Here is a 23,580-nt window from a genome sequence, read left to right on the forward strand (position 1 = left end):
GCTATATAATGAAATGCTAAGACATGACCATTTAAATAATTACCAATTAGTTATGTTGGCTTACCGAGTAAAAAAAGCAATAGAAACAGGAGATAGTAGTTATGGTGGTAATGATATGTTTATAGATATAAAAAATAAGCTTCTAGGTAACATAAGACGGTTATTATGGAACTCTGGGGTGCAAATGGAAAGCAGACAGCATCCAGGGTATGTATTGGACTTATCTACTGATGGTAGTAATTCAGACTTAATTTATGGTTGGCCTAACCATCATGGTAATAACCAAAAATGGAGAGTTAATGTAATAGATAATGGTCGTTATTTCCAATTTACGAGCGATTGGAATAGAAGAGCATTAGGGGCTCTTGAAGGGACTAGAGAGGTTGAGAACCCAAGGAAGAAAGGGTTTTGTTTTTCGTGGTATGCATGTCATCAAAAGAGACAGCAACCTAGTTATACTAATTCCCTAATTTAATTTAGCAAATAATTCATACAACAAATCGATTTAATTAGTGAGGCATTTAAATTTTTAAGGCAGGAACATACTACTATTTCTAGTTGTTCGATTGTGTCATATACTTTATTCTTTATAGTATTAGACTTTAAATATTGCCACAATTTCTCTGTCGGATTCAATTCAGGAGAATATGGGGGTAAATAAAGAATTTCTATATTTGTTGCAATAATTAGCTCTTTAGCTTTGTGCCATCCAGCACAATCCATAACAATAATCGCTTTTTGTTCTCCTATCTGTTTAGACATCTCTGCCAAAAATATATTTAAACAAACGGTATTGACATTTGGCATCATTAAAGTAAAATCATCACCTGTGATTGGGTTAACCGCACTATAAACATAGAAATTTTGAAAGCCCATTTTGGCTTTAACTTGAGTTCTGCTACCTTTACGAAACCAACCATAACCTAATTTAGAATGAGTCCCAAAACGTGATTCATCAAAGAAATACAAGTAACTGCTAGGGTTATTTGTTATTGTTTCTTGAAGTTTTTTTTAAACCCTTCATGAGTTTCTTTATTCTGTTTGTAATGCACTGGTCTTGGGGTAATGTATGCAAATTTAAGTTTCTGTAATACTCTATGTACAGCCGATTTACTAGAATCAATCTCCAAATTTTCTTTAAGTTTTATGATGATATTTTTTATTGTCATGTTACAATCGTCTTGTAACCATTTATTTATTGCTTCACAACAATTTTTTGTTAATTTACTTTTTCGTCCTCTACCTTGTTTATATTCAAGGCTTTTATCATTACCTTGAGCAAAGCTTTTTACCCAGTTCCTAAGCGTATTGGTTGTTATATTAAATACCTTACATACTATACCAACACCATTTTCTTTAGCAGCAATTATAGCCATAAGTCTAATAGCAACTCTATTATCTCGGTTCATGCTTGCAAGCTGCTCAATAGCACGTTGGTATAACTCTTCTGTTATTAATCTTTGATGACATCCCATTATATTCCTTTCCTTAATTTATTCATAAACTTGGAATATTATAACATAATCTCATCTTTTTTCTACTATTTATACTAATTTAAATTAGGGAATTGGTATTATATTACTATTGATGATAATGAAAAGATCCGAGGTGTTGAATCCAATACAAATGCATGGTTACAACAGTGGCAGGTGATTCCGGTTGATAATGGGAATTATGTTTACTTTAAAAATAGACAAACTGGTCGTATATTGGATTCTAATAATGATGAAAGCTGTTCTAGTAGCACAGGGCGTTGTACTAAAGTATATGCATATGAACGCTTGCATAATTATGGTCATCACCATTGGAAAATTCTTTAGTTAGTTAACTAACTTTAACAATGAGGGAAATAACTTGTATGTATAATCTTATTTTTTCTAATCAAACCAACTTGTTAGTAGGATTTAATCTAGAGCAGTTTTATGGCATTTATCCTATTCGGGCAAATGCTAGTAGCAGAGTAATGATCTGCATGCGATATGGCAGTGAACTTATTGGCTACGAGTATCTGCCAAACACTACTAGCTGGCATTATAATTGGCGTACAGTTGTCTTTGATAGGGAAGGAGATTATCCTATCACCCAATATCCTTGGCTGGTGACCAGCATATTGGGTACTGGTAGTGATCAAATAATACTGCGTAACCAACAAGGAATGCGTTTTTATCAACTAGACACTCAAGGAGCAACACCATTTTTACGTTTACTTGCAGCAGATGGTATATTTCATGATGTGAGCGGGTGGAATGAACCAAATAGTACAATATTATGGGGTCGTTTTTATCCAAATACGGCTCTACTTGGAGTAATGAGTCGCAATCAACAGAGAGACATTAAATTTTATGCAGCAAGAAAAGATCGTATTCTTGCCAATCATACTGATCCTTTATGGGAATTACAAAGAAATTTAACTCTTACTCCAGCCTGGCATTTTCCCAATACCAGCTTATCATTAACAAAATTACGCCATCATGGTCAGGAAGCATTTGTGTTACGTACTAATACTGGCTTAGAGTTTTATCAATTTAACGGTAGCTATTTTCTGCAACAAGTTGCAAATACCTCTCATCTAAAACGACCTGAGCAAAGGCAAATACTACTAGAGCAGCTGTTATTTGGCAATTTAACTAATCAACCATATCAAGATATTGTCCATTTAAATGACAGTGGTTTATTTGTCTACCAATATAATAGTACTCAACAAGATTATTTGCCTGTCCATTACAGCTCTGAATTTAGTGAAAGCTACGGCTGGTTGCCTCAATATAGTAATACGGTTCAATTGCTAGATCTCAACAAAGATGGAAGTGATGATTTGCTATTTACTGGCTTACATGGACTAACCGCTCTAACATTTAATTCAACTACCCCTACTTGGCAACAATTGTTAGATTCTAGCAACTTGAGTGGTACACAACGTTATGCGACTGTAATTGGGACATTACCAGCAGTACCACCAACAATATTACATCCATTGTTATTTATTCAAGACATTGAGGGAAAAGTGCAATCAGCTCAGGTAATTCAGAGCAGTAATATTATGCATAGCCAGCAAAGAAGTAATCAAACAGCAATGCCTAATACAAATTTAACTGATACTATACCATTTGCTGAACGTCCAATACCATTGCATAGCAATACTTTAACTATTGAGCAAACTCATCGTAAAACTTTGACTGAAAAACCTATTTTGCGGTGGGCAGAACAGTGGGGGAATAATTTTTTGCAGGATGCAGTAGATGCAAGTAGTGGACAAGTACGTTTTAGATTACCATTAGTTGATATTCCTAGTTCAATAGGATTAGGATTGCAATTGGCTATTTCATACCATAGTCAGGTAACAACAGAAAGGCTACTTGGTGTAGGCTGGTCAATATCATTGGGGCAAGATTATATATTAGTTGATCACCAGGGAAGCATTTATCCTGAATATGCTAAGTATTACTTAGTAATGCAGGGACGCCCACAACTTCTAGAACCGATTTCTAGTGAAGGGCAGATACGTCGTTTCCAATTAGCTGAACAACCCGAAGTAGACATAGAATACCACCAACAAGAACAACGCTGGATCTTAAATGATAAAGTAGAGCAAGCTATTTATGGTAAAGCAAACCATTCTGTAGCTGCAGATGCTTTACAATGGAGTTTGGCATGGCCTAATTGGCGTGGCACTGGTCGTGATCAGAGTCAGTTGCAACCATTGGTAATTGCTTGGTATTTAAATGCCCGTTTGGCTAAACATAATGATCAGGCTCTCTATTATCACTATGAGATAGATAATGCTGCTTTGTCTAATAGTGGTAAAAAATATAGTTCTGCAGTGCGGCTTAAAACCATTAGTGATGCTAAACAGATGCAGTTGGTTTTAGACTACGCCCCTAAAACAGAAGATGAATATACTTCTCCTAACCCTATTGATGCTCAAGGTAATATTAACTTTCCAGTAGAACTTAGCCAGAGTCATTACCTTCATGGGTATAGTCTTATTACTGATTCTTATCAACAAAAGTTGCGATTTATTTATCAATTAGATCATAAACAACGGTTATTAACCACAATTGAGCAGCAATTATTACCACAAAGTGAAACTATACTGCAGTTTGATTACCAGTATCTATTAGGTAAATCAGTCATTAAAAACTGTAAGTTGTCTAGTGGATCAATGGTTGGTTTTAGCTATGCCACGACTACTACTCCTTCGCTCGCTTATGCTGCTACTTTGCGTTATAAAGCTGGGAAACAAACCCAAATAGCCTATGGATCAGACTATGCAGTTATGGCCTATCACGATCATATTTCAAGAATTGGTGATATTAGCTTCCGAATCATGAATCGGGAGTTAACTAAGGCTATTTTTGAAAGTGTAATTGATGCTAGGTTACCTGCTTCAACAACACAATCACCTAACTCAAATTATGTGCTGCAGGCTTATAATAACTCATTTGTTGTATTTTTAGAAAATAACCAAAATCGAGAATTATATCTAGTTAATCGCCAAGAGCAAACTTGGTCTAGACCTACTGGACATAGTTTCAGTAAAGAAACCCTAATTTGTTTTGATGAAACAATGATAGTGGTAGCAGAACCCAATTCTTATCAACTAAGATTATTAGAGGCTGCCAATAACCAAGCTAGTTGGAATACAACTATGCTTAATATTCCAAGACCTATTATCCAACTAGCTATTCACCATCGGTCAATAGTTACTTATGATGGTGGGCAGCTAAGATTGCTTTATCGTAATCCGCAAGCCAATTGGGCTTCCTATCATATAGCTGATATAACAAGTACAAGACAAATCCTAGCACGTTTTGATTTAGCAGATGATACACGGCAACAATTACTAGCATCGTTAAATCAACATGGGTTACAAATTTTTAATAATTTCATCTCATTAAGTGTATTAGAAGAACATAATAGCTCCTTACTCTCTAATGTTTATCTATTTTTACTGGATGCCCAACACCGAATTAACCAAAGGCAAAAAATTGAGGTACATAGAGAAAATATCTTACAATTGACTCACAACCATGAATATGATGGTAGTACTTACCGTTTAGCTTATGAATTAAAAGATGGATATTTTAAGTTAAAGGTTAATGGAATTTCAGGAAAAATTGTTGAAGATATTAAAAAAATTAGAAATAGGAATAGAAAAGAAGATGCTATGGAGGAACGACTAAAACAGCTCAATCAACACGAAAATTTTCAAGAATTTTTTAAAAACAATTTCTTACTCAATTTAAAGCCCTATGTTTCAATTCAATTCAATTCGCAAGGTGTTCATCATGACAATGATGCGTGGCGTATTACTGGTACTGGTTGGCAACGTGAAACTTTAGCACCTACCCAAATTCCTTTAGATAAGCATTTTATTTTGGAATCAGCTAATAATGACCTGTCATTATTTAAACTATATGCCCAAGATAATCGTAAACGTAAGCACGGCAAGCCTCTTAAAGAGTTGCACCTTCATACTCCAGGACAGCTAGTTAATAGATACCCTGCTTATTTGGCCTACCAGACAACAGCAGATTCAATAAAAATATTAACTTTTAAAGATAATGGACGAACATTAGGAAAAGAACAAACATTTAGTAACGAGCAGCTAATATTAAAAAGTGATTGGCAAAATTTAATAACAACAACTCGTGAATCAACACTAGAAAAATGTTTAGTACGCCCTGTATCTACTTTAATATCACCTGATCCTCAGCTATTCATTAATCAATTAAAATTAACTGCTGATGGAATCAATCAAATAACGGGATATCAGCGTTATTATAATAGAACTTACAGTAATGGGTTAGTTCATTCTCAAACTGTAATCTCCATTCCAGCAGCAAATAAAAGTGTTTCAGGTTGGTATGAGGAGACACAATCTTACCATGTTAACAGCCGTAACGTAACAACAAGCCAGAAATGGTTTGATGCTAGCGGTCAGCTAGTTTTGCCACTTCCTAAGAAAGAGAATTCTACGGAAGAATCTACTGCAACCAATAAATCTTCTGAAGAAAATCCCTCATTATTATGGGATCGTAGCAAGCAATTGCTAATCAGTGATTTCTCTCCCTATAGTTTAGATGATGAAATGACTGCTTATTATGGGTTTGAATCGTATGAAAATAATCAGATAGGTACACTAATTGCCAATAGCAGTATAGCCAAGAAAACTTGGCAGATTGTTGGAGCACAAGTAGTTGAAAAAAATTTTGCATTTACTGGAGAGAATTATTTAAGACTAAATCAAACCCTAGATGCAAATTCTGATTTCCTAGAAGGAACATTCCAGCCACGTTATCAAGCAACTACCTATGTTGCTAGCTGTTGGTTACGTCCTAGTACACCATTGACATTAAATGCTCCTGCACCATATCTTAAAGCTATTCTCAGCACTACCAGTGGACATGAAATCGTTGGATTGCTAGCTGAAGTTAAACGGCAGTTAGGTGATTGGTTTTACCTTGAATTGTTGGTAGATTTTCAGTTAGTCAAAGAAATTTATCAAAGTTACTTCGATCATGCTCATAGGATAGCATCAGTTAATAATACTTCAGCCCCTATTTTGCTAGAGCCTGAAGCTTCTAATTTTACGGTCACCCTTCGAGTAGAATCTCAACCTCAACAAATAGTTGATTTAGATCATATTCGTTTTTTTCCTATTACTCATGAGTTTCAAGCAACATTGTACCATCCATCAACTGGAAAATCTATGGCAGTTATTCAAGCAGATGGTTTAGTGACTAGAACTATCTACAATCGCCTAAATCAAAAAGTAGCTAGCTTGGATGAGGATGGACAGTTAGAAAGCTTTACTTCTACTAGTCAAACAGGTCGTTTAGTACCTACACCACAAAGAGGTATGATTAACCATAATAAGCCAAGTCGTTTAAATTTTCAACCAGAAAGTGGGTTTTATGAAACCTTTGATACATATTCTTTGCGTAGCCGTTGGAATCTAGATAACCCAAATGCTTGGTATATCGCTCCTGGGCAGTTATGGCATAGACAAGGTCAAAAGCAGAGTCGTATTAAAGCAAATTCACTATTATTTGATAAAGCTGCTGCACTGCGGTGCTATATTGCTCTACAAGGCTCACAGGCTTCTTTATCTTGGGTTTGGCAAGAAATAGGTAGTTTCCAATTGACCCGTCAACTAGGTAATATTACTAGTCTAATTCTACCTACTGGTAGTTCTATTGTGCCATTGCCTCTAGCAGGAGAGGTGATAGTAATGCTTGAGCAAAACCACGCATGGCTTTGGTTAGAGGGAGTATTATTGTTTGATCAAACATTACCAGTGACAGGAACAAATACTGATAGGTTAAATCCTTGGGCTTCTTTTGCATTAGAAGCAAAAGATCAAGTATTGATTGAGGATTGCTTGGTGATGAATCGTCCTCAGCTACAAATAGAATACCATAATGACTTAGGTGAAAAAACTCAAGTCATTCAGTTAGAGGATGCAAGGACTGCTCAAGTTACTCAAACAATATATGACGCTTTAGGTCGCGCAGCTATTACTACCAAAACAACTCGAGTTCACCGTAGCCCAAATCAGCCATTACTGGCTTACCGTCCTAATTTTGTTAGTAAGGTTGATCCTGTTGATCAAGGATCAGTCTGGCCTACTGGACACCTGCATGGCGAGGTTGATCGGTTAAATCCTGATGATCAAGGGTTTGCCTATACACGCACTGAATATGCTCGTAATCCACTGAATGAGAAACAAATTTTAGGTTTACCTGGTCGAGATTTCTCAATTACTGGTAAATATAAAACTCGGTTCAGTCGAAATGCAGAGATTGCTTTTCTTAGTAACCGTTTTCCAGCTGATCAAGGCTATTATCAAAAAGAAAAACACATACAGAATGGTAGTAAACATGTCTCTATTTTCAATCTACAGCATAATCAGGTTGGTCTCTATGTACAAGTGCTAGGCTATGACCATCTGTTGAGTACCTATGAATATGATACTAAAAATCGCTTGGTAAAAATCTTACCTCCACTTTATCATGAAAAGGTAAATACTTTCAGCATGTTAACGCCTTGTAAGGTTGGTGAACAGCACCTGTCTATAGAGGAAAAGCGATGGCAGCAAGCTTTAGCAACTAGATTTAGCTATGATGAACTTGGTCATTTAATAAGTAAAACTACCCCTGATAGCGGTAGAGTAGAATATCTATATAACTTTGCTGGTCAGATGCGTTTTATGGCATCTTTGGATACTAGCAATCAAACCAGCCAGATAGTGTATTTTGACTATGATTCACTTGGTCAGCTTAGTCGTACCGGCTATTTAAATCAAACGTTATCTATTTCTGATTTACAACAGTACTTACAACAACAAACTATACCAAGTAATGCACAGGAATATCAACGAGTCGATTACGCTGATGATCATCCTGATCCATTATTACGTGGACGTGTAAAACGATATATTACTTATAATAAGAACATCACAGCCAATGACACCCCAGTGATTGAAGAGTTGCAATTTGATACAAAGCAACAGATAATAGCAAAAAGCACTCTGCTTATATCAGAACAGGTTGAAGCTGATCAACTGATAGAACTTAAAAAACAATATGTAGATGGTAGAGTATACACACTGGAATATCCAGTAACCGTTAATGGTCAACCATTACGTTTAGTACACCGCTATAATAGGTTAGGTCAACTAACTGGTTTAGGTACGCCTAATAATCCTACCTATTATGCCAATTTTACCTACTATGCAAGTAACCAACTAGCCAGTGAACAATATCAGCCTAATACATTATATAATTTCACTCGTAACTACCACTATAATTCTCCTGGCTTTCTTGAACAATTATCAGACCCATTTCTAACTGAAAAAGTTACCTATACAGAAAAAGGTTATGGTCATGCAGGATATGGCGATGGTATGGTAATGCAAACAGTATTTAACGCTAGTTGGCCAGTAAATGCTGATGGGCGATGGTTTCAAATCAAAGAAGATGCAATCGCTGATAGTTCCGAACCAATATGTATCCGTGCTTTAAAACGTACAGGTTATCTGAGTAGCACTGGTAAACCAGTGAAATTATATATTCCAAAAATAGAAACTGCATTACCGCTAATTTGCAAGGGAAAAACTGGTGAACGTTTAGCTGAGTTAGTAGCTGAGAAGCAGATTCCACATTATTATGGTCACCGTTATGCTTATGGTAATCATCAAGAACTAGTTAAAGCGAAATATTTCACTAATGAAGATGAAGCTTCTATAGGACCATTACAACCGAATAGTTTTGCTAAAGCAATTCCTAGCTTAACTACAGAGCAATCGCAAGATATTTGGCAGTTATTAACGAATGCTGGTTATATAATTACTGATCAACAACGTGCAGATTCATCTACTGCAATTGGTAAACGCGGAGAGTCAGTTTTCCGTGATGTAGATTTATTGGCTGATTTAGCAGCGTTACGTATTGATCACAAAATTGATATGTCATCAATTAAACTACTAATTATATCATATATTAGCCAAAGACAAACCTTGTTATTAGATAAATTTATAGAAGTATTTTTAACTTGGATGGGACATAGTGACCAGCAATCAGCTGACTTACTAATTGCTCAAGATAGAAAGATAGCCAAAGATATTTATCAGATGTTAGTTGCTAAGAATTATCTGCCAACACCAACTATTAATATCTCATCTGCTTTAAATAAGAATTTTACCACTATTCTAGGTAATTACTCTACCTTTACACCAAATATCGTACGAGTACTCTCACAACACTTTGCTTATGCACTAGGTGAAACTGCCTTTGATGTAGAGTCATATAAAATTGATGCTAATGGTAATCACCATCTCTTTTATACTGGCTTTCATCGAACTGAACTTACTTATAGTCCTACTAATAATCAAGTTCAAAATATTACCATAGCTGGACCATCTTTATTAGAACTAAAACAAAGTTTTCCTATGCAGCATGATGCGGGGGGTAATGTAATTCAAGCCTTACATAAGGGTATTGAGCATATCGAGTACCACCCTACTTCTCAGCGTACTACTAAGATACAGCTTACCGACGGGCGTACCTTACGTTTTTACTATGATGCACAGGGGGAAAGAGTATTAAAACAAGTGCTGACTGCTAAAGGGCTACTTAGCCACGAAACCTATTACTTACGCGATGAACAAGGTAGAGTGCTAGTTGATCGGCATACTAACTATCTACCTAAACCCCTTCATACTCAACAGATCGTTACTGCTTATTTGTATGGACCACGTGGACTGCTTGGGTTCATTCGTAATGATAAATTTTATAGTGTTACTACTGATCATGAAGGCTCGATTCGATTAGTAATTAGAAAAGGACAAGTAGTAGCAGCATATGATTACTTACCATACGGTCAAATGATGCGTTCTTATGGTAATGATCCTGGAGTCCATATTATGTACCGCTATACTGGTCAAGAATGGGATCAAGAAACTGGACTCTATAATTATCATGCACGATTATATGATCCTAGTATCGGTCGGTTCTACCAACCAGATCCAAAGGCACAATATTTTAGTCCTTATATGTATGCAGGTAATTCACCTATTTCATTAGTAGATCCTGATGGTGAACTTGTTCTGGAGCTTATAATTATTACTACGGCTATTATAGGTGCTTATCTAGGAGGAGCTGCAGCTAATAATCGGTGGAATCCTGCGGATTGGGATTGGGAAGATTCAGGAACTTGGTTAGGTATGATTGGTGGAAGGATAGGAGGAGCATTATTACCAGTTGGTATTATTGCTACAGGGCCTGCTGCTATTGGACTTGTAGCAGGAGGTATGTATCTAGGTGGTGCTTCTAACCAAGGTTGGGATCTCACAAAGTGGCAGTGGGACAGGCCAGATATCTGGAATGCTATGTTTCAGGGAGCTGGTACTCTTACTGGAATAAGAGGGGGAATGAAAGGGGTACATAATTTTGCTAATAAAATATTTGGTGCTACTGGCAAAAAAGCATTTCTTTTTGCTAGTTATTCTGCAGGTGGGAGTATGGCTTATTATGCTGGGGTTAGGGCTAATAATGGAGAATCCGCCTTTTGGAAGTGGGATCTTAGCAATCCAGCTACTTTGTCTGCTTTAGTGGATGGATTTGATACTGGTATGGGTTGGCCACAAAGTTTTGGAGAGATAGGACGTGGCTTAGGTAAACTCACTACCAAGTCTCAGAAGCTCAGTAAGCTAGGTAAACTAACTTCGTCAACAACACATCCACTAAAATCTATCCTTAAAAATCCAAAACATCCGTTATATAAAGTAGCAGGTGGCATAGTAATGGTCTATTATATGGGAAGTAGTGCAAATGGTGAACTAGATATTACTCGCTGGAGTGCATCTGAATTTTCTACTTATGAAGGAGTGTTAAATGGAATTTTCTTCGGCAAAGATGCATCTTCGATGTTGAAATTAGCACGTAGCTCTAAACTTAAACAACAACCTAACACATTACCTTCTGTTCCTAAAAATACAGAAAATACTGGCACAAAGTTGTGGCATCGTCTTGTGGACAATATCCAAGGATTCCGCAGGGAAATAGCGTATAAGCATTTAATAGAAGAAGCTTTTGCCCAAGATAAATTAACGCATTCTAAGTTGTTCCCACAATTAGATAATTCACCTAATTTGAAGACAGAGGCTGAAAACTTTTTTAAGCGTGGGTTAGAAAAGTGGAAAAACGGAGAAAGTAATCCGCCAGAAGCGTTAAAACAATTAATCAAAAAGCAAGTACATCAAAACGTTGAAACTTCATTACCTAGCAAACTACGTAAATGGCAAGCAGATGATGAGCAGTTATCTCAAAAAAAACGGACAATATTTCCTGATAGAGATGCAGAATTTTTAGGTTGTCGTAGAGCAAAGCGTAAAAGGCGTAGTCCAAAATTAAACTTTGGTGAAAATTGTGTAGTTGCTTCTGATACCGATAATAAAACTCCTAATCCCAAAAAACAAAAGCTAATATTACCACAATCACCAGTGACGGATATTAAATTAAAGCCTAGCACTGATAACGGTTACTCTTTCGAGTTGAAATTCAAAGTAGATGGTATAGAACGTAAATTGACCTGCACGCTTGACGAAATGTTAGATAAACTTAAAGGTCAGGTAGGAGCTAACGATAACATCTATACACCTATTAATAGAGAATATACAGTAGATCTGAATTCTGATGATACTCTGTTTACTGACGTAGGTATTACTATCAAGCGTCACGATGGAAACGAGCCGATATATAACATTATTTATGAGGGCACAATTAAACAGAAAAAAGAAAAAATCACAACTTATATATTTGAGCAAAATAATCGAGAACATCGTAGAGCACTAGCAGAATTAGTAGCTTATAATAAGTATACCGAAAACATGACTACAGATCAAAAGAAAAAAGTCCAGTATCTTATTAAAGACGAACAAGGTGTGATAAAAGTAACTAATATCTTTGGAAATGATGTAGCGTTTGCACCTGTTAAAAGTGGTACAGGTACAGAAAATGATCCTTATACTTTTACTAACAACTTGCCATATCAAGATGTACAGGTTCTACTAGCAAGAAGGAAAGAGATAGAAGAGAAATGGGCATCTGTCCAGAATGACAAGAGTGCTACAGGGTATGAAACAGCAAAGGATGATAAAGCAAAACTTAACATGATAGATATTTTTCATAGGAATATCAATATAGCAGAACGTGGTAGAAATAATTTAGCAGGTATATTAGTGATGATTGGTGGAAATAGGGGTTTGCAATCTCTCCATGAGAAGGATAAGAAGGATAAGAAGACTAAGGTGGTGCTGGTTAAAGGACATGAGATAGGTGGCGTAAAAGCTATGCTTGCTCTTGAAGACAGGATACTTACAAAAGATAAGAATAAGAGAAAAGTGCATGATGGGTACTCTACAAAAGTTAGAAATCACGATGATGGTGAGACAGTTGGTCAGATTTTTGTTAACCAACTTACTAAATTTATGGAGCAAAAATTTAAAGATCATCATATCTCAATAAAAGAGGCAAAAACATTGCCTGAATTAATAAGCAAAATCTTAAAAGCAGAAAGGCTAACTGGCAGACATTCTGAGCAACAAGACCATGGTGCAAGAAAAAAGAGAGCATTGATGCCATATCTAGAGGTAGATCAATTAGAATCACCTGACAATGAGCAATCAGAAAAACTTACTTTAAATATCCGAGAAGAACATAATACAGTCGCAGCTTCAGGAGCTAATCGTCTACAGTTTTGGCCTATTAACCTAGCTAAAAAGGTAGGAGCAAAAATTTTCTCTTTATTACCTACTAGCTGGACATCTAACACGCAAGCACTACCTCCTTCTGAAGTTCCTAATTGTTTTTCACAATCACAGCCATTAATTACTCAACAAATACCTACTACAAAAAATGGTCAAACAATACTAGAAATGGGAGATTACCTGGTTAATAATATTGATATGACAGGCAATCTCACCTGGGCAATATTATTGGCAAGGAAATGGACAGGATATAGACCAGCAGTAGCTAATCTGCCTTCAGACGATGGTAAAGCAAGTATTGCATTAGATATAAGAGCAAATAATTTAGTACATGAATTCATTGATACGGTATTAAGCCATGCACTAGCCTGTGGAATTATAACCCCAGTGCGTCGTATTATCAGTGATAATAGTATTATACAGTCAGCGATTCAAATAGTGCGGAAAAAACTTGATTCAAATCAATTAGAAGTCATTCCACAGTTATTATGTAAACAAGTAGTACAACAACATATTGCTAAAATAGCATTTGCCTCAACACAGAAACAGGCTGATAAATTATTGGCTAGAGTAAATAAAGATTTGCCTGCATTACAGCAGCAACTCATTCAACAAGAACAAAAATGGTTATCACTTAATAAATGCTTAGCAGGAAGAGAAAATCCACTTTCTCAACCAACAAACTATCTACAAAACGCTAATATCAATATGTTAACTCAAGCACTAGCTAGTATGAAGTCAGAAGATGAACTCTCTTCACGTTCACATCATCCATTAATGCCTACAGTTAGAGGAATAAATGCTACTGTGTCTTTTTCTGAGATGTAAATTGGGATCAGTTTGGTTATATTAACATAATTTACGTCATTAATACCGCAGAGCGTGCAATGAGATCAATTGCCATAGGGCGAAAGAACTGGCTTTTTGCTGGATCAGACAGTGGTGGTCATACTGCCACTATTATCTATTCCATTATCGAAACTGCTAAATTAAATAACATCAATCCTTGTAAATACATGCAAAAAGTGCTTGCAACAACTCAGGATTATAAAGCCCATAAGATTGCAGACTTCTTCCCTTGGAATATTATACTAGAATAAATAATAATTCTAGACCACCTTTACAGACGGTTACCTTATCTCAGCAATGGACATTTCAATAAAGCCTTGAATTATTGCAACAAGGCAAAACAACAAGCAGAAAAACTACATCTTGAACAAGAACTAAATCACATTCATCATAAGAAAAAAACTATTAAAATTTTGTTACAGAAAAGTTAATTAAATTTTACTATAACTATTTAGCCTCGAACTATAACAATAATTTCAGCCACTGTCTCCGTTTTACCACTGATCTATCGAATTTCAAAAAAATACCCTAGGTGCTAAAACTTCTCTGGACTCTACTAGTGATTAGGGTAATATATTAGTAGTGACCCACGTGGTGTGGTGTCAATCACCGAGGCTAGAAACAAAGAATCACAAAATTTTTAAATCTAACCTCAGTGTCTATTTTCTAAAAGAGCAAAAAATAGGAGTTAATTGTATGGCGAGCAATATTAAAAATCAACAAAAAAATAATAAACAATATAAATTAACAAGTGATATTTCTTTTGAACTAGAATACGCTAAGCAAAAACTACAAGCTGATGAAAAATTGACCTATCTAAATCTTAGCAACCATGATATTGGTAGTAGTATCAAGCTACTTAGCGAAGCTTTAGAAAATAATAAAACGCTAACCCACATAAATCTTCGTAATAGTAATATTGACGATGAGGGAGCAAAGATAGTTGCGAAGTTTTTGCAAAACAACAATATAGTAACCAAAATAGATTTAAGCAACAACAATATTAGCTGTGAAGGAGTAAGTCACCTTGTCCCAGCGTTAAAGATTAATAACTGCGACACGAGGCTATGTTAAGGAGTTGTCCTCCGCTTCAGAGAGGACCATTCGTACCACCGGATGATGCTAGGGGTCTGAATAAAGCAGCGACCCTGACAAAGTAACGAAACATAAGCAATTATGTGGGGACTGAATCGCGAGAAGATGTTCCTCCTGATAACGACATATTGGGTGAGTGCAAGCAAGCCGGTATGGTGAAGGCAACTGAATCTGTGATAAAGATCGTAACTATAAACAAGTGAAAGTCGTTGATACACTTGAACCAAAATGGTAATGGAAATCGGAGCAATGCATTTATTATGCATTCTCGTGGTCATTATATTTCCCGGTCGAAAGCAGACACCTAACCCGGCATACTTCTAACATGGAACGTGGAAACCCTGTACGATTCCTAAAGAGCAATCTTTAGGAATGCATCTCGTGAGGGATACTGATAATCGTGCAGGTTTGGGATGCTGGAAAAAGCTAATGCTGCTTTGTAATGAGGCAGATACTGGTCAAATGATCAGACACGAAAGTGTGCCTACGTCCAGCTGGTTCTAGATAGCAAGAAAATTTGGAGAATCGAAATAATGAAGAAACGCAAATGACAGAAATAGCAATATTTACTGATGCCTCTTCAGCTCTTACAGCTAAAACATGGGATGATCTCTCATGGCAGAAGATTGATAAGCAAGTAACTCGACTACAAATGCGTATTGCTAAGGCAGAACGAGAAGGGAAGAAAGGTAGGGTGAAAGCCTTGCAAAGAATCCTGACTTGCTCATTTTATGCTAAATGTTTAGCGGTAAAAAGAGTTGTACTCAATAAAGGTGGCAAAACACCTGGTGTTGATGGTATTATTTGGAAAACATCAAAACAGAAAATACAAGCTGCTCTATCACTTAAGCGACATGGATATAAACCATTACCGTCAAGGAGGATATATGTGTCTAAGAAGCAACAAGGAAAATTTAGACCAATTTCGATCCCAACTATGAGAGATAAAGCAATGCAAGCCCTGTGGCACATAGCTTTACTACCAATAGCAGAAGAAAGAGCGGACTTAAATTCCTACGGCTTCAGACCGAAAAGATCCACGAAAGATGCAAGTGAACAATGCTTTACTGTACTATCTAGAAAGCGATCTGCTGAATGGATTTTTGAGGGGGACATACATGCCTGCTTTGATTAGGTGTAAAAGTAAAGACTTGATCTGACAGTTTGGAGTTGTTGGGTACGAAAATATGGAATAAAATCGTACCCAGCAAATTTTAACAACCTCTTATTAAGGAGACTGTCAGATGACAACATATCAAGAAAAAATCATAAAGCCAAGAATTGGTTTATTACAATTAGCAGAACAACTAGGAAACGTATCGCAGGCTTGTAAAGTAATGGGCTATAGCAGAGATACATTTTACCGCTATAAGGAACTGCATGAGCAAGGTGGAGCAGAATCTTTGTTTGAGATGACTAGAAAGAAGCCATGTTTGAAGAATCGTGTTCCAGCTAATATCGAGGATGCAGTAGTTAATATAGCTGTTGAATTTCCTGCTTATGGTCAGGAACGTACTGCTAATGAATTACGTAGGAGAGGTATCATTATCTCTGGAGGTGGAGTAAGGTCTGTTTGGCTACGTCATGATCTAGAGAATTTCAAAAAACGTCTAAAAGCATTGGATGCTAAAGTTGCAAATGATGGTATTATTTTGAGTGATGCACAACTTGCTGCACTTGAGAAAATCAAGAATAAACGTGAAGCAACTGGTGAGATTGAAACCATGCATCCTGGTTACCTTGGCTCTCAAGATACCTATTATGTTGGAAACATTAAAGGCATAGGACGTATCTACCAACAAACCTTTGTAGACACTTACTCTAGGGTAGCCATTTGTAAGCTTTATACCGAGAAAACAGCTATTACTACAGCAGACCATTTGAATGATAGGGTTATTCCATTTTTTGAAAAGTATAATATCCCTTTGCTTCGAATACTTACAGATAGAGGCACGGAATATTGTGGTAAACCTGAGAATCATGCTTATCAACTATATCTTGGTATTGAGAATATAGATCATTCTAGAACTAAAGCATATAGCCCTCAAACTAATGGTATATGTGAGCGTTTTCACAAAACTATGCAGGAAGAGTGCTATCACATTCTATTCCGTAAAAAGCTCTATAATACATTAGATGAGTTACAAGCTGATATAGATACTTGGCTTACAAATTATAATAACGAAAGACCTCATTCAGGTAAACATTGCTTTGGTAAAACACCAATGCAAACTTTTAGAGATTCACTTTATATTGCTAAAGATAAAAATATTAGTAATATAGAGAGAATATCAGACAACTTGGCTATTACTTATCAAGCTGCCTGATTATTACTTATTGTCAGATTAAGTCGTAACTAGTACAGTATTAGTCGAGTTAGGCAAATTCATACAGTTATTACAAACTCGGAGAATCAGTATTAAAAGAAACTAAAAGAGGTGGTAGGAAGCAAGTCCTCAAATTATTAAGTCTATCACTAGTTGGAACTGGATTATTAATCCTATTAATTCTATATTGAAAGATAATTAGTATCAGTTATAAGAGTAAGCAAATTACCTTTGTATTTATCAATATTAGCAAAAAATCTATCTATAGCTTCTGAGAATTGAGCAAAATTATGGTAAAATTTATTATTTGTTACAATTCTATGCATAAATTTCCATAATCGTTCAATCGGATTAAGATTAGGGCTATAGGGAGGTGAAAATACTAATTCTATTTTGCTATTTACTAGATACTCCTTTACTTTCTTTGACTTATGATACCCAGCATTATCACAAATAAAATATATCTTCTCTTTATATTTACAACAAGTCATAAAATATTTAGATGCTATTATTGCCAATAATAAAGTGATACTTGATGCTTTAAGTGGTAAATTTTAATAAAATTATTTACCCTTATTTTTTAAAGATTGTAGCTATTTGAGGTAATGAAATAAAAAATTTGAATGTGTAGTGACTTGATATTTCTGATTAATGTCGCCACACATTAAATCTTAATTAGCTAAATTAGGTGTTTAATTTAATAATAATTCTATTGTCTCCAGTTTAGCATTATTATAACAAATTTTACCAAAAAATCATTGATAGAGGAAAACCTCTATACTTTTGGGAGTTAGCTAGTTTATCATTTTTTAAAGCCATTGCCACCCATCTTACTTGCCCACAACAATAGGGACGAAGCTAGCAGCAATGTTAATAAGAACAGATTACCAAATATCACCTCGAGTCCAAATTTTACAATAACTTCAATTAATCCGCCTTTACCTGCAACAATTATATATTCATTAATTTCTCGCTGCTTTTTCCTCTCTAAAATATCCTCTACTAATTGAACGGTAAAATTATGGTCATACTTTAAACCTGATTCACCATATTTTTGCTCAAACTCTTCCTTGGTTAATTTGTTATTGTAAGTTTCGAAATATTTAGCAATATCCCGTAACTCAGGTTCAATAATATGTTTTGGGTTAAAAGCTCGCCATAGACTTGAACTATCTGCATAAGCTTGTCGGCAAGCTGCCCGCCAGACATCTAGTTTACTGCTGCCTAACAAATCAAGGACACTATTAGTTCTAAAACTCGGTATTAAGATAGAATAGTAAAGTGATTGATTATTTGCGTAGTAACGTGATTGGTCATTTGAGTATACTTCCTCATTTTGAAGCTTTATTTCTTGAGGATAAGTTTTTCTGAATACTTTCTCTCTTAATAACTCCTTTTTTAATCCAAGACTTTGTTCTTTGGTATTAGGATACTCATTTAATGATTGATTCAATTCTTGAAATGGACGCATTACTATGTGTAATTTTTGATGAACATTTGCTGAATCTTGGATTGGAGAATATAACTCTAGCATCGATCCCATAGTGAGTTTTAATGATGGGCTTTTATTCTCATATGCCCCTAACTCAATTGTAAAGTATGAATCATTGCTAGATTGATTTATATTTAAAATAATAGTTATATTAGTACTTGTATTAGGACTCATCACTTTTGGTAGTAATATAGATTTACCAGTTTTGGCACTCGGTAGGTTACTACCCTCAGCCTTACAGGTACTAATTAATATTAATTGTGCTAATAAAATATTTAATAATGATATTATCCTTGAGTTCATTGTAATTTCCTCATTGATGAATTAAGACTTTATAAATAACCTAGGGAAGTTTTAGGCTATCTGTGATAGTATCTCTTATTTCATCAAGATTTTTAATCACTTTTTATAAGTAATTCTTAGTTAGTCCAGCAATGCTAAATTGAATTGATATCAAAGGAATATGTTGGTAAATACAGAGAGTACATCCCATTCTTTCAATACTTCCTTGATTTTAATAGCCAAATTATGTGCTTATTTAATAATTTTAGTCACTGTCTCTAGTTCAACACTATTATAATAAATTTTATAAGAAAATCACTAATTGTGAGCAAAAAGGTGTACTTCTCGGATTAATAAAGATATGTGTGAAGATGATACTACGTGGTGTGGTGTTAAGCACCGAGGTTAGAAGCAATAATCACAAAATTTTTAAATCTAACCTCAGTGTCTATTTTCCTAACGAACAATAGGGGTTAATTGTATGACGAGCGATGTCAGAAATCAACAACAAAATGATTCACAACAAAATAATTTAACAAATGAAAAAATAAATAATATCACTAACATTGCTGCACAAATACTTAGAGAAGTTTTGCAGAGCAATAATATAACTTATATAGAACTTATCGACGTTCGTATAGGTTTAGAAGGAATTGAAATAGTTGGCAAAATTTTAGAACATAATAAGCTTATAACCGCAATACGTCTTTGCGACAACGATATTGACCTTGAGGGACTAAGTCTGCTTATCGAACTGTTAGAGAATAATCATAGTTTGATTAATATAGATATTGAATATAATAATATCGGGGTTCAAGGACTAATTATACTAGATGAATTTCTAGAAAATAATAAAACCATAAAGCAAATAAGTCTTATAGGCAATGATATTGGTGATGAGGGAGCAGATATACTGGCAGGAGTTCTAACAAATAATGAAATTGTAAAGCAAGTGGATATTGGTAGCAATAATATTACTGATAAAGGAGCAATCATATTAGCAAGACTCCTAAAAAATAATAACACTATAAAGAAAATATGTCTCAATAATAATATTATTGGTGATGTTGGGATTGTCCAGCTTGTTAAAGCTTTGGAAACTAATAGAACCATCAGCCAAATAAACCTCAGCTATAATAATATTACTGACAATGGAGCAATAGCACTGATAGGACTTCTAGAGTCTAATAATAAAATTACAAGCAAAATAATAATAGATTTCACAGATTTTGAGAATGCAAATATTAGTTATCAAGTAGAAGAGCTGTTAACTGAGACTCTAGAAAGCCACAACAAAAAACAGGGGGTATAATTTTAAAAATATTCATCTTTTAAAATTTAGAGATTAAATAGAAAATAGAGTGAGAAATTGACTATGAAGAATTTTAACCTACCCCAAGCCTATAAAGCAGTCATGTATAATTTGTTTGGTAATCCGTCTGAGGTATTAAAAACTGTTAGATTAGAAATACCAACACTTCAGGATAATGAAATATTAGTTCAAATGCATGCATGTGCTATTAATCCTTCGGACTTACTAACTATTAGAGGAAGATATCCTGACAGAGTAGAGTTCCCTAAAATAGCTGGTTTTGAAGGAGTTGGAACTGTTTGTGTTGCTGGTAATGCTAATAATAATCACCTAATTGGTAAAAGGATACTGGCATTAAAAGGAAAAGGTACTTGGCAAGAATATAACATTATTCCAGCTCAAGAAGCTGTTTTAATACCTGATGAAATTGATAATCGAACAGCAGCACAATTATATATTAACCCTCTTACTTGCTGGTTAATATTAGTTGATAAATTAAAAATTGATAAAAGTGACACTCTTGTAATAAATGCTGGAAATTCAATTTGTGGACATATTATTGCTGGTTTTTCTAAAAGCTTGGGTTTTGATTTGATTTCAATTGTAAGGAGTGTTGAGAATAAAGTTAAACTGGAACAACTTGGTTTGAAGAAAGTGATTAACTCAAACGAAGAAGATATTACTAAGGCTATTTTAAAATTTACAAATAACAAAGGGGTTGATTATGCTTTAGATGCAATTGGTGGTGATGCAGGAGCAACACTGTTAAAAGCAGTTAATCCTGGTGGTAAATTTTTGCAATATGGTTTAATGTCTGGGCAACAACTTCCAGCCTTTTTCTTTACTGACGCAATGGAGAAAAATGTACAATTTGAATTTTATCATTTACGAGATTGGGTGTATAGTGAACCAGTAAGCTATAGACAGCAAATATTTAAACAAATGATAGAGAGTTTTGTTATGGCAGATATAAAAATGCCTATAGATACTGAGTACAATATAGATCAAATTGTAGAAGCTGTTACTATTGCAGAATCCGAGGGAAGAAATGGTAAAATCCTACTTAATTTTGAGCTTAATACAAGTAGCGATACCGCAGAAAAATGCATGTACTATTGTTGGTGAGAACTATGAAGTATATGATTCATAAGGGAGTTTGGACTTGTGTAATTCATAGACCTTGTTACAAATAGTAAATAATATTGATGCAATTAAAAAGGTATCTATTACACTAGAAAAGAGCATGTTTTGCTTGCAACAATATCACGGTACTCAAATGAAATCTTAAATGTTATAGAAAAGATTTCTTGTATATAGGTGAATTTGCAAAATTCTTTTTGCAATATCTATGCCGATTGTAGTAATCTACATTATAGATAGCTGCATTACAAATATATGAAAACTGTTTTACCTGAACGCTCCCTGATAATTCAAGAAAGACTTGATAATATCGTCAAAGAAATTCTCGCTGTATCAAAGCATAAGATTGCGATGATTATTTTATTTGGCTCTTACGCTAGAGGTGATTGGGTACAAGATGAGTATAAAAAAGGTCATATTACCTATAGCTATCAAAGTGATCTCGATATTATGTTAGTCATGAAGAAAGGCAAACATGCCGGTCTTGCCGGGTTAGCAATAGAAGATAAAATAGAAAAAAGGTTAGAAAAAAAATCATTAAGAAGTCCTTTTGAGTTATGGGTAACTTTGGTGCTAGAATCAATTAAGACGGTAAATACTCAGCTTGAAAAAGGGCATTATTTCTTTTCTGATATAAAAAAAGAAGGAATTCTCTTATATGATAGCGGTGAATTTCAGCTGGCGGAAGCTAAAAACTTACCCTGGGGAGAAAGAAGACAAATAGCTAAAGAAGATTATGAATACTGGTTTGAAAGAGGTGTAGAGTGTATAGATGCAAGTAATATATTTTTACAAAGAAATAGCTTTAATAAGTGTGCTTTTGAGTTACACCAAGCTACTGAGTGTTTTTATAATGCTATCCTGTTAGTCTTTTCTAGCTATAAACCTAAACTACACGATATAAGAAAATTAGGTAGTATAGCCGGAAATTACAATGAAGAATTATGGCAGATATTTCCTCATTCTAGCGTTGAGCAAAGGCAATGTTTTAGATTACTTGAACAGGCTTATGTTGAGGCTCGCTATAACAAAGATTATAGAATAACTAAAGAACAGCTACTTTACCTTATTGATAGAGTTAAAAAATTAAAAACAGTGACGGAAAAAATTTGCTTGGAAAGGATTAATAAAGAGGTAATTTAAGCTCCTTAATATAGACAAAGTAAGTCTATAAACACAATGACCTGTAAGTTTGAGGATATTGGGGTATAGTAGTTTTGTTGTTATGAATTATTATAACAATCTTTGCGGTGTTGAATTACTAGTATATTGCTGTATCTACTATTTGATAAATCGCTCTATAATCACCAATTCTGAGGGAGCGGCAACCTTTGAAGCTATGTTTTAAAGGTTTACCAAATTTTATCGGATCAGATAATAGCTTTTTTTCAATGGTTATCTTTTAACTCCGATATTAATAAGTTTTACTGAGTGGATGTTTAATTTATCTGAGAGAAACGGTTATGATAAAACAGTTATCGCGGTAGCTAATAAGCTAGCAAGGGTGGTATTTGCAGTACTCAGTTCAGGTAATGATTATACCGAGAGTAAAGTTTGTAGTTAAAAAACTGCTCCAAATAATTGATGAAATGACATTATAGGTAATAAAAGTTTAACAAATTCCAATCCGGAATATGCGAAAAATGATAATATTGATGGTAAATAAGACGAACCTTAGCTTACGAAAAAACTGAATGTAGCAATGGCTCTTTAGAAGTCGATGGTATGATAAGTATAAGTTTGTAAGCCAGCGAATTCCATCAGGGCTATAGGGTAAATTGCTTGATTTCTTGTCTATAAGCCGGATAATTTA

14 protein-coding genes are annotated in these 23,580 nt (G+C 34.8%); 10 read left to right on the forward strand and 4 right to left on the reverse strand.

From position 1 onward, the window contains the following. Window positions 1-13: 13 nt before the first annotated feature. Complete coding sequence (locus tag ACFEL1_RS01830) at window positions 14-475, forward strand: hypothetical protein (protein ID WP_375331274.1); 462 nt, start codon at window positions 14-16, stop codon at window positions 473-475. Here ACFEL1_RS01830 and ACFEL1_RS01835 read toward each other — a convergent pair. Together ACFEL1_RS01835 and ACFEL1_RS01840 are read right to left on the reverse strand one after the other, a co-directional pair. Next, window positions 472-969, reverse strand: coding sequence for an IS630 family transposase (locus ACFEL1_RS01835; protein WP_375330791.1), 498 nt, complete (start codon window positions 967-969; stop codon window positions 472-474). The two genes, ACFEL1_RS01830 and ACFEL1_RS01835, sit on opposite strands and share 4 nt — an antisense overlap. Before the next feature lie 20 nt (window positions 970-989). Continuing rightward, window positions 990-1,475, reverse strand: a complete 486-nt coding sequence (locus ACFEL1_RS01840) for a helix-turn-helix domain-containing protein (RefSeq protein WP_375330732.1) — start codon at window positions 1,473-1,475, stop codon at window positions 990-992. Window positions 1,476-1,858: 383 nt separating this feature from the next. Between ACFEL1_RS01840 and ACFEL1_RS01845 the strand changes: the two genes are divergently transcribed. The 5 genes from ACFEL1_RS01845 (at window position 1,859) to ACFEL1_RS01865 (ending at window position 17,541) form a co-directional block, all read left to right on the forward strand. Continuing rightward, on the forward strand, window positions 1,859-14,098 hold the full coding sequence (locus ACFEL1_RS01845) for an RHS repeat-associated core domain-containing protein (RefSeq protein ID WP_375331275.1): 12,240 nt from the start codon (window positions 1,859-1,861) through the stop codon (window positions 14,096-14,098). Between the two features lie 38 nt (window positions 14,099-14,136). Continuing rightward, window positions 14,137-14,370 (forward strand): transposase domain-containing protein, encoded by a 234-nt coding sequence (locus ACFEL1_RS01850; RefSeq protein WP_410521696.1) that lies wholly within the window; start codon window positions 14,137-14,139, stop codon window positions 14,368-14,370. A 445-nt stretch (window positions 14,371-14,815) separates the two neighbouring features. Further along, on the forward strand, window positions 14,816-15,193 hold the full coding sequence (locus ACFEL1_RS01855) for a hypothetical protein (RefSeq protein WP_375331277.1): 378 nt from the start codon (window positions 14,816-14,818) through the stop codon (window positions 15,191-15,193). A 568-nt stretch (window positions 15,194-15,761) separates the two neighbouring features. Continuing rightward, on the forward strand, window positions 15,762-16,349 hold the full coding sequence (locus ACFEL1_RS01860) for a reverse transcriptase N-terminal domain-containing protein (RefSeq protein WP_375331278.1): 588 nt from the start codon (window positions 15,762-15,764) through the stop codon (window positions 16,347-16,349). Between the two features lie 109 nt (window positions 16,350-16,458). Beyond that, window positions 16,459-17,541 (forward strand): IS481 family transposase, encoded by a 1,083-nt coding sequence (locus ACFEL1_RS01865; protein ID WP_375331279.1) that lies wholly within the window; start codon window positions 16,459-16,461, stop codon window positions 17,539-17,541. A gap of 182 nt (window positions 17,542-17,723) precedes the next feature. Here ACFEL1_RS01865 and ACFEL1_RS01870 read toward each other — a convergent pair whose 3' ends face one another. Together ACFEL1_RS01870 and ACFEL1_RS01875 are read right to left on the reverse strand one after the other, a co-directional pair. Then, window positions 17,724-18,032: a transposase gene (locus ACFEL1_RS01870; protein WP_375331280.1), complete on the reverse strand. Its 309-nt coding sequence runs from the start codon at window positions 18,030-18,032 to the stop codon at window positions 17,724-17,726. 311 nt (window positions 18,033-18,343) lie between these two features. Further along, window positions 18,344-19,336 (reverse strand): hypothetical protein, encoded by a 993-nt coding sequence (locus ACFEL1_RS01875; RefSeq protein ID WP_375331281.1) that lies wholly within the window; start codon window positions 19,334-19,336, stop codon window positions 18,344-18,346. Window positions 19,337-19,796: 460 nt separating this feature from the next. On the opposite strand from ACFEL1_RS01875, the gene ACFEL1_RS01880 reads away from it, so the two are divergent. The 4 genes from ACFEL1_RS01880 (at window position 19,797) to ACFEL1_RS01895 (ending at window position 23,331) form a co-directional block, all read left to right on the forward strand. After that, window positions 19,797-20,627 carry a hypothetical protein gene (locus ACFEL1_RS01880; protein ID WP_375331282.1) on the forward strand — a complete coding sequence of 277 codons (831 nt, stop codon included), beginning with the start codon at window positions 19,797-19,799 and terminating at the stop codon, window positions 20,625-20,627. 63 nt (window positions 20,628-20,690) lie between these two features. Beyond that, window positions 20,691-21,752 carry a zinc-dependent alcohol dehydrogenase family protein gene (locus ACFEL1_RS01885; protein WP_375331283.1) on the forward strand — a complete coding sequence of 354 codons (1,062 nt, stop codon included), beginning with the start codon at window positions 20,691-20,693 and terminating at the stop codon, window positions 21,750-21,752. Between the two features lie 270 nt (window positions 21,753-22,022). Next, entirely contained in the window at window positions 22,023-22,910 is an 888-nt protein-coding gene (locus ACFEL1_RS01890) for a HEPN domain-containing protein (protein ID WP_375331284.1), read from the forward strand. Between the two features lie 292 nt (window positions 22,911-23,202). Then, a complete protein-coding gene (locus ACFEL1_RS01895; protein ID WP_375331285.1) occupies window positions 23,203-23,331 on the forward strand; it encodes a hypothetical protein in 129 nt (42 codons plus the stop codon). Window positions 23,332-23,580: the final 249 nt, after the last annotated feature.

It is taken from the genome of Candidatus Tisiphia endosymbiont of Oplodontha viridula (assembly GCF_964264865.1).
In the GTDB taxonomy this organism is placed as follows: Bacteria; Pseudomonadota; Alphaproteobacteria; order Rickettsiales; family Rickettsiaceae; genus Tisiphia.

Coding starts and splice junctions, on each gene's coding strand:
- ACFEL1_RS01880 (WP_375331282.1), top strand. CDS start 19,797: ATGACGAGCGATGTCAGAAATCAACAACAAAATGATTCACAACAAAAT.
- ACFEL1_RS01855 (WP_375331277.1), top strand. CDS start 14,816: ATGGCGAGCAATATTAAAAATCAACAAAAAAATAATAAACAATATAAA.
- ACFEL1_RS01865 (WP_375331279.1), top strand. CDS start 16,459: ATGACAACATATCAAGAAAAAATCATAAAGCCAAGAATTGGTTTATTA.
- ACFEL1_RS01830 (WP_375331274.1), top strand. CDS start 14: ATGCTAAGACATGACCATTTAAATAATTACCAATTAGTTATGTTGGCT.
- ACFEL1_RS01895 (WP_375331285.1), top strand. CDS start 23,203: ATGTTTAATTTATCTGAGAGAAACGGTTATGATAAAACAGTTATCGCG.
- ACFEL1_RS01870 (WP_375331280.1), bottom strand. CDS start 18,032: ATGACTTGTTGTAAATATAAAGAGAAGATATATTTTATTTGTGATAAT.
- ACFEL1_RS01845 (WP_375331275.1), top strand. CDS start 1,859: ATGTATAATCTTATTTTTTCTAATCAAACCAACTTGTTAGTAGGATTT.
- ACFEL1_RS01890 (WP_375331284.1), top strand. CDS start 22,023: ATGAAAACTGTTTTACCTGAACGCTCCCTGATAATTCAAGAAAGACTT.
- ACFEL1_RS01860 (WP_375331278.1), top strand. CDS start 15,762: ATGACAGAAATAGCAATATTTACTGATGCCTCTTCAGCTCTTACAGCT.
- ACFEL1_RS01885 (WP_375331283.1), top strand. CDS start 20,691: ATGAAGAATTTTAACCTACCCCAAGCCTATAAAGCAGTCATGTATAAT.
- ACFEL1_RS01875 (WP_375331281.1), bottom strand. CDS start 19,336: ATGAACTCAAGGATAATATCATTATTAAATATTTTATTAGCACAATTA.
- ACFEL1_RS01840 (WP_375330732.1), bottom strand. CDS start 1,475: ATGGGATGTCATCAAAGATTAATAACAGAAGAGTTATACCAACGTGCT.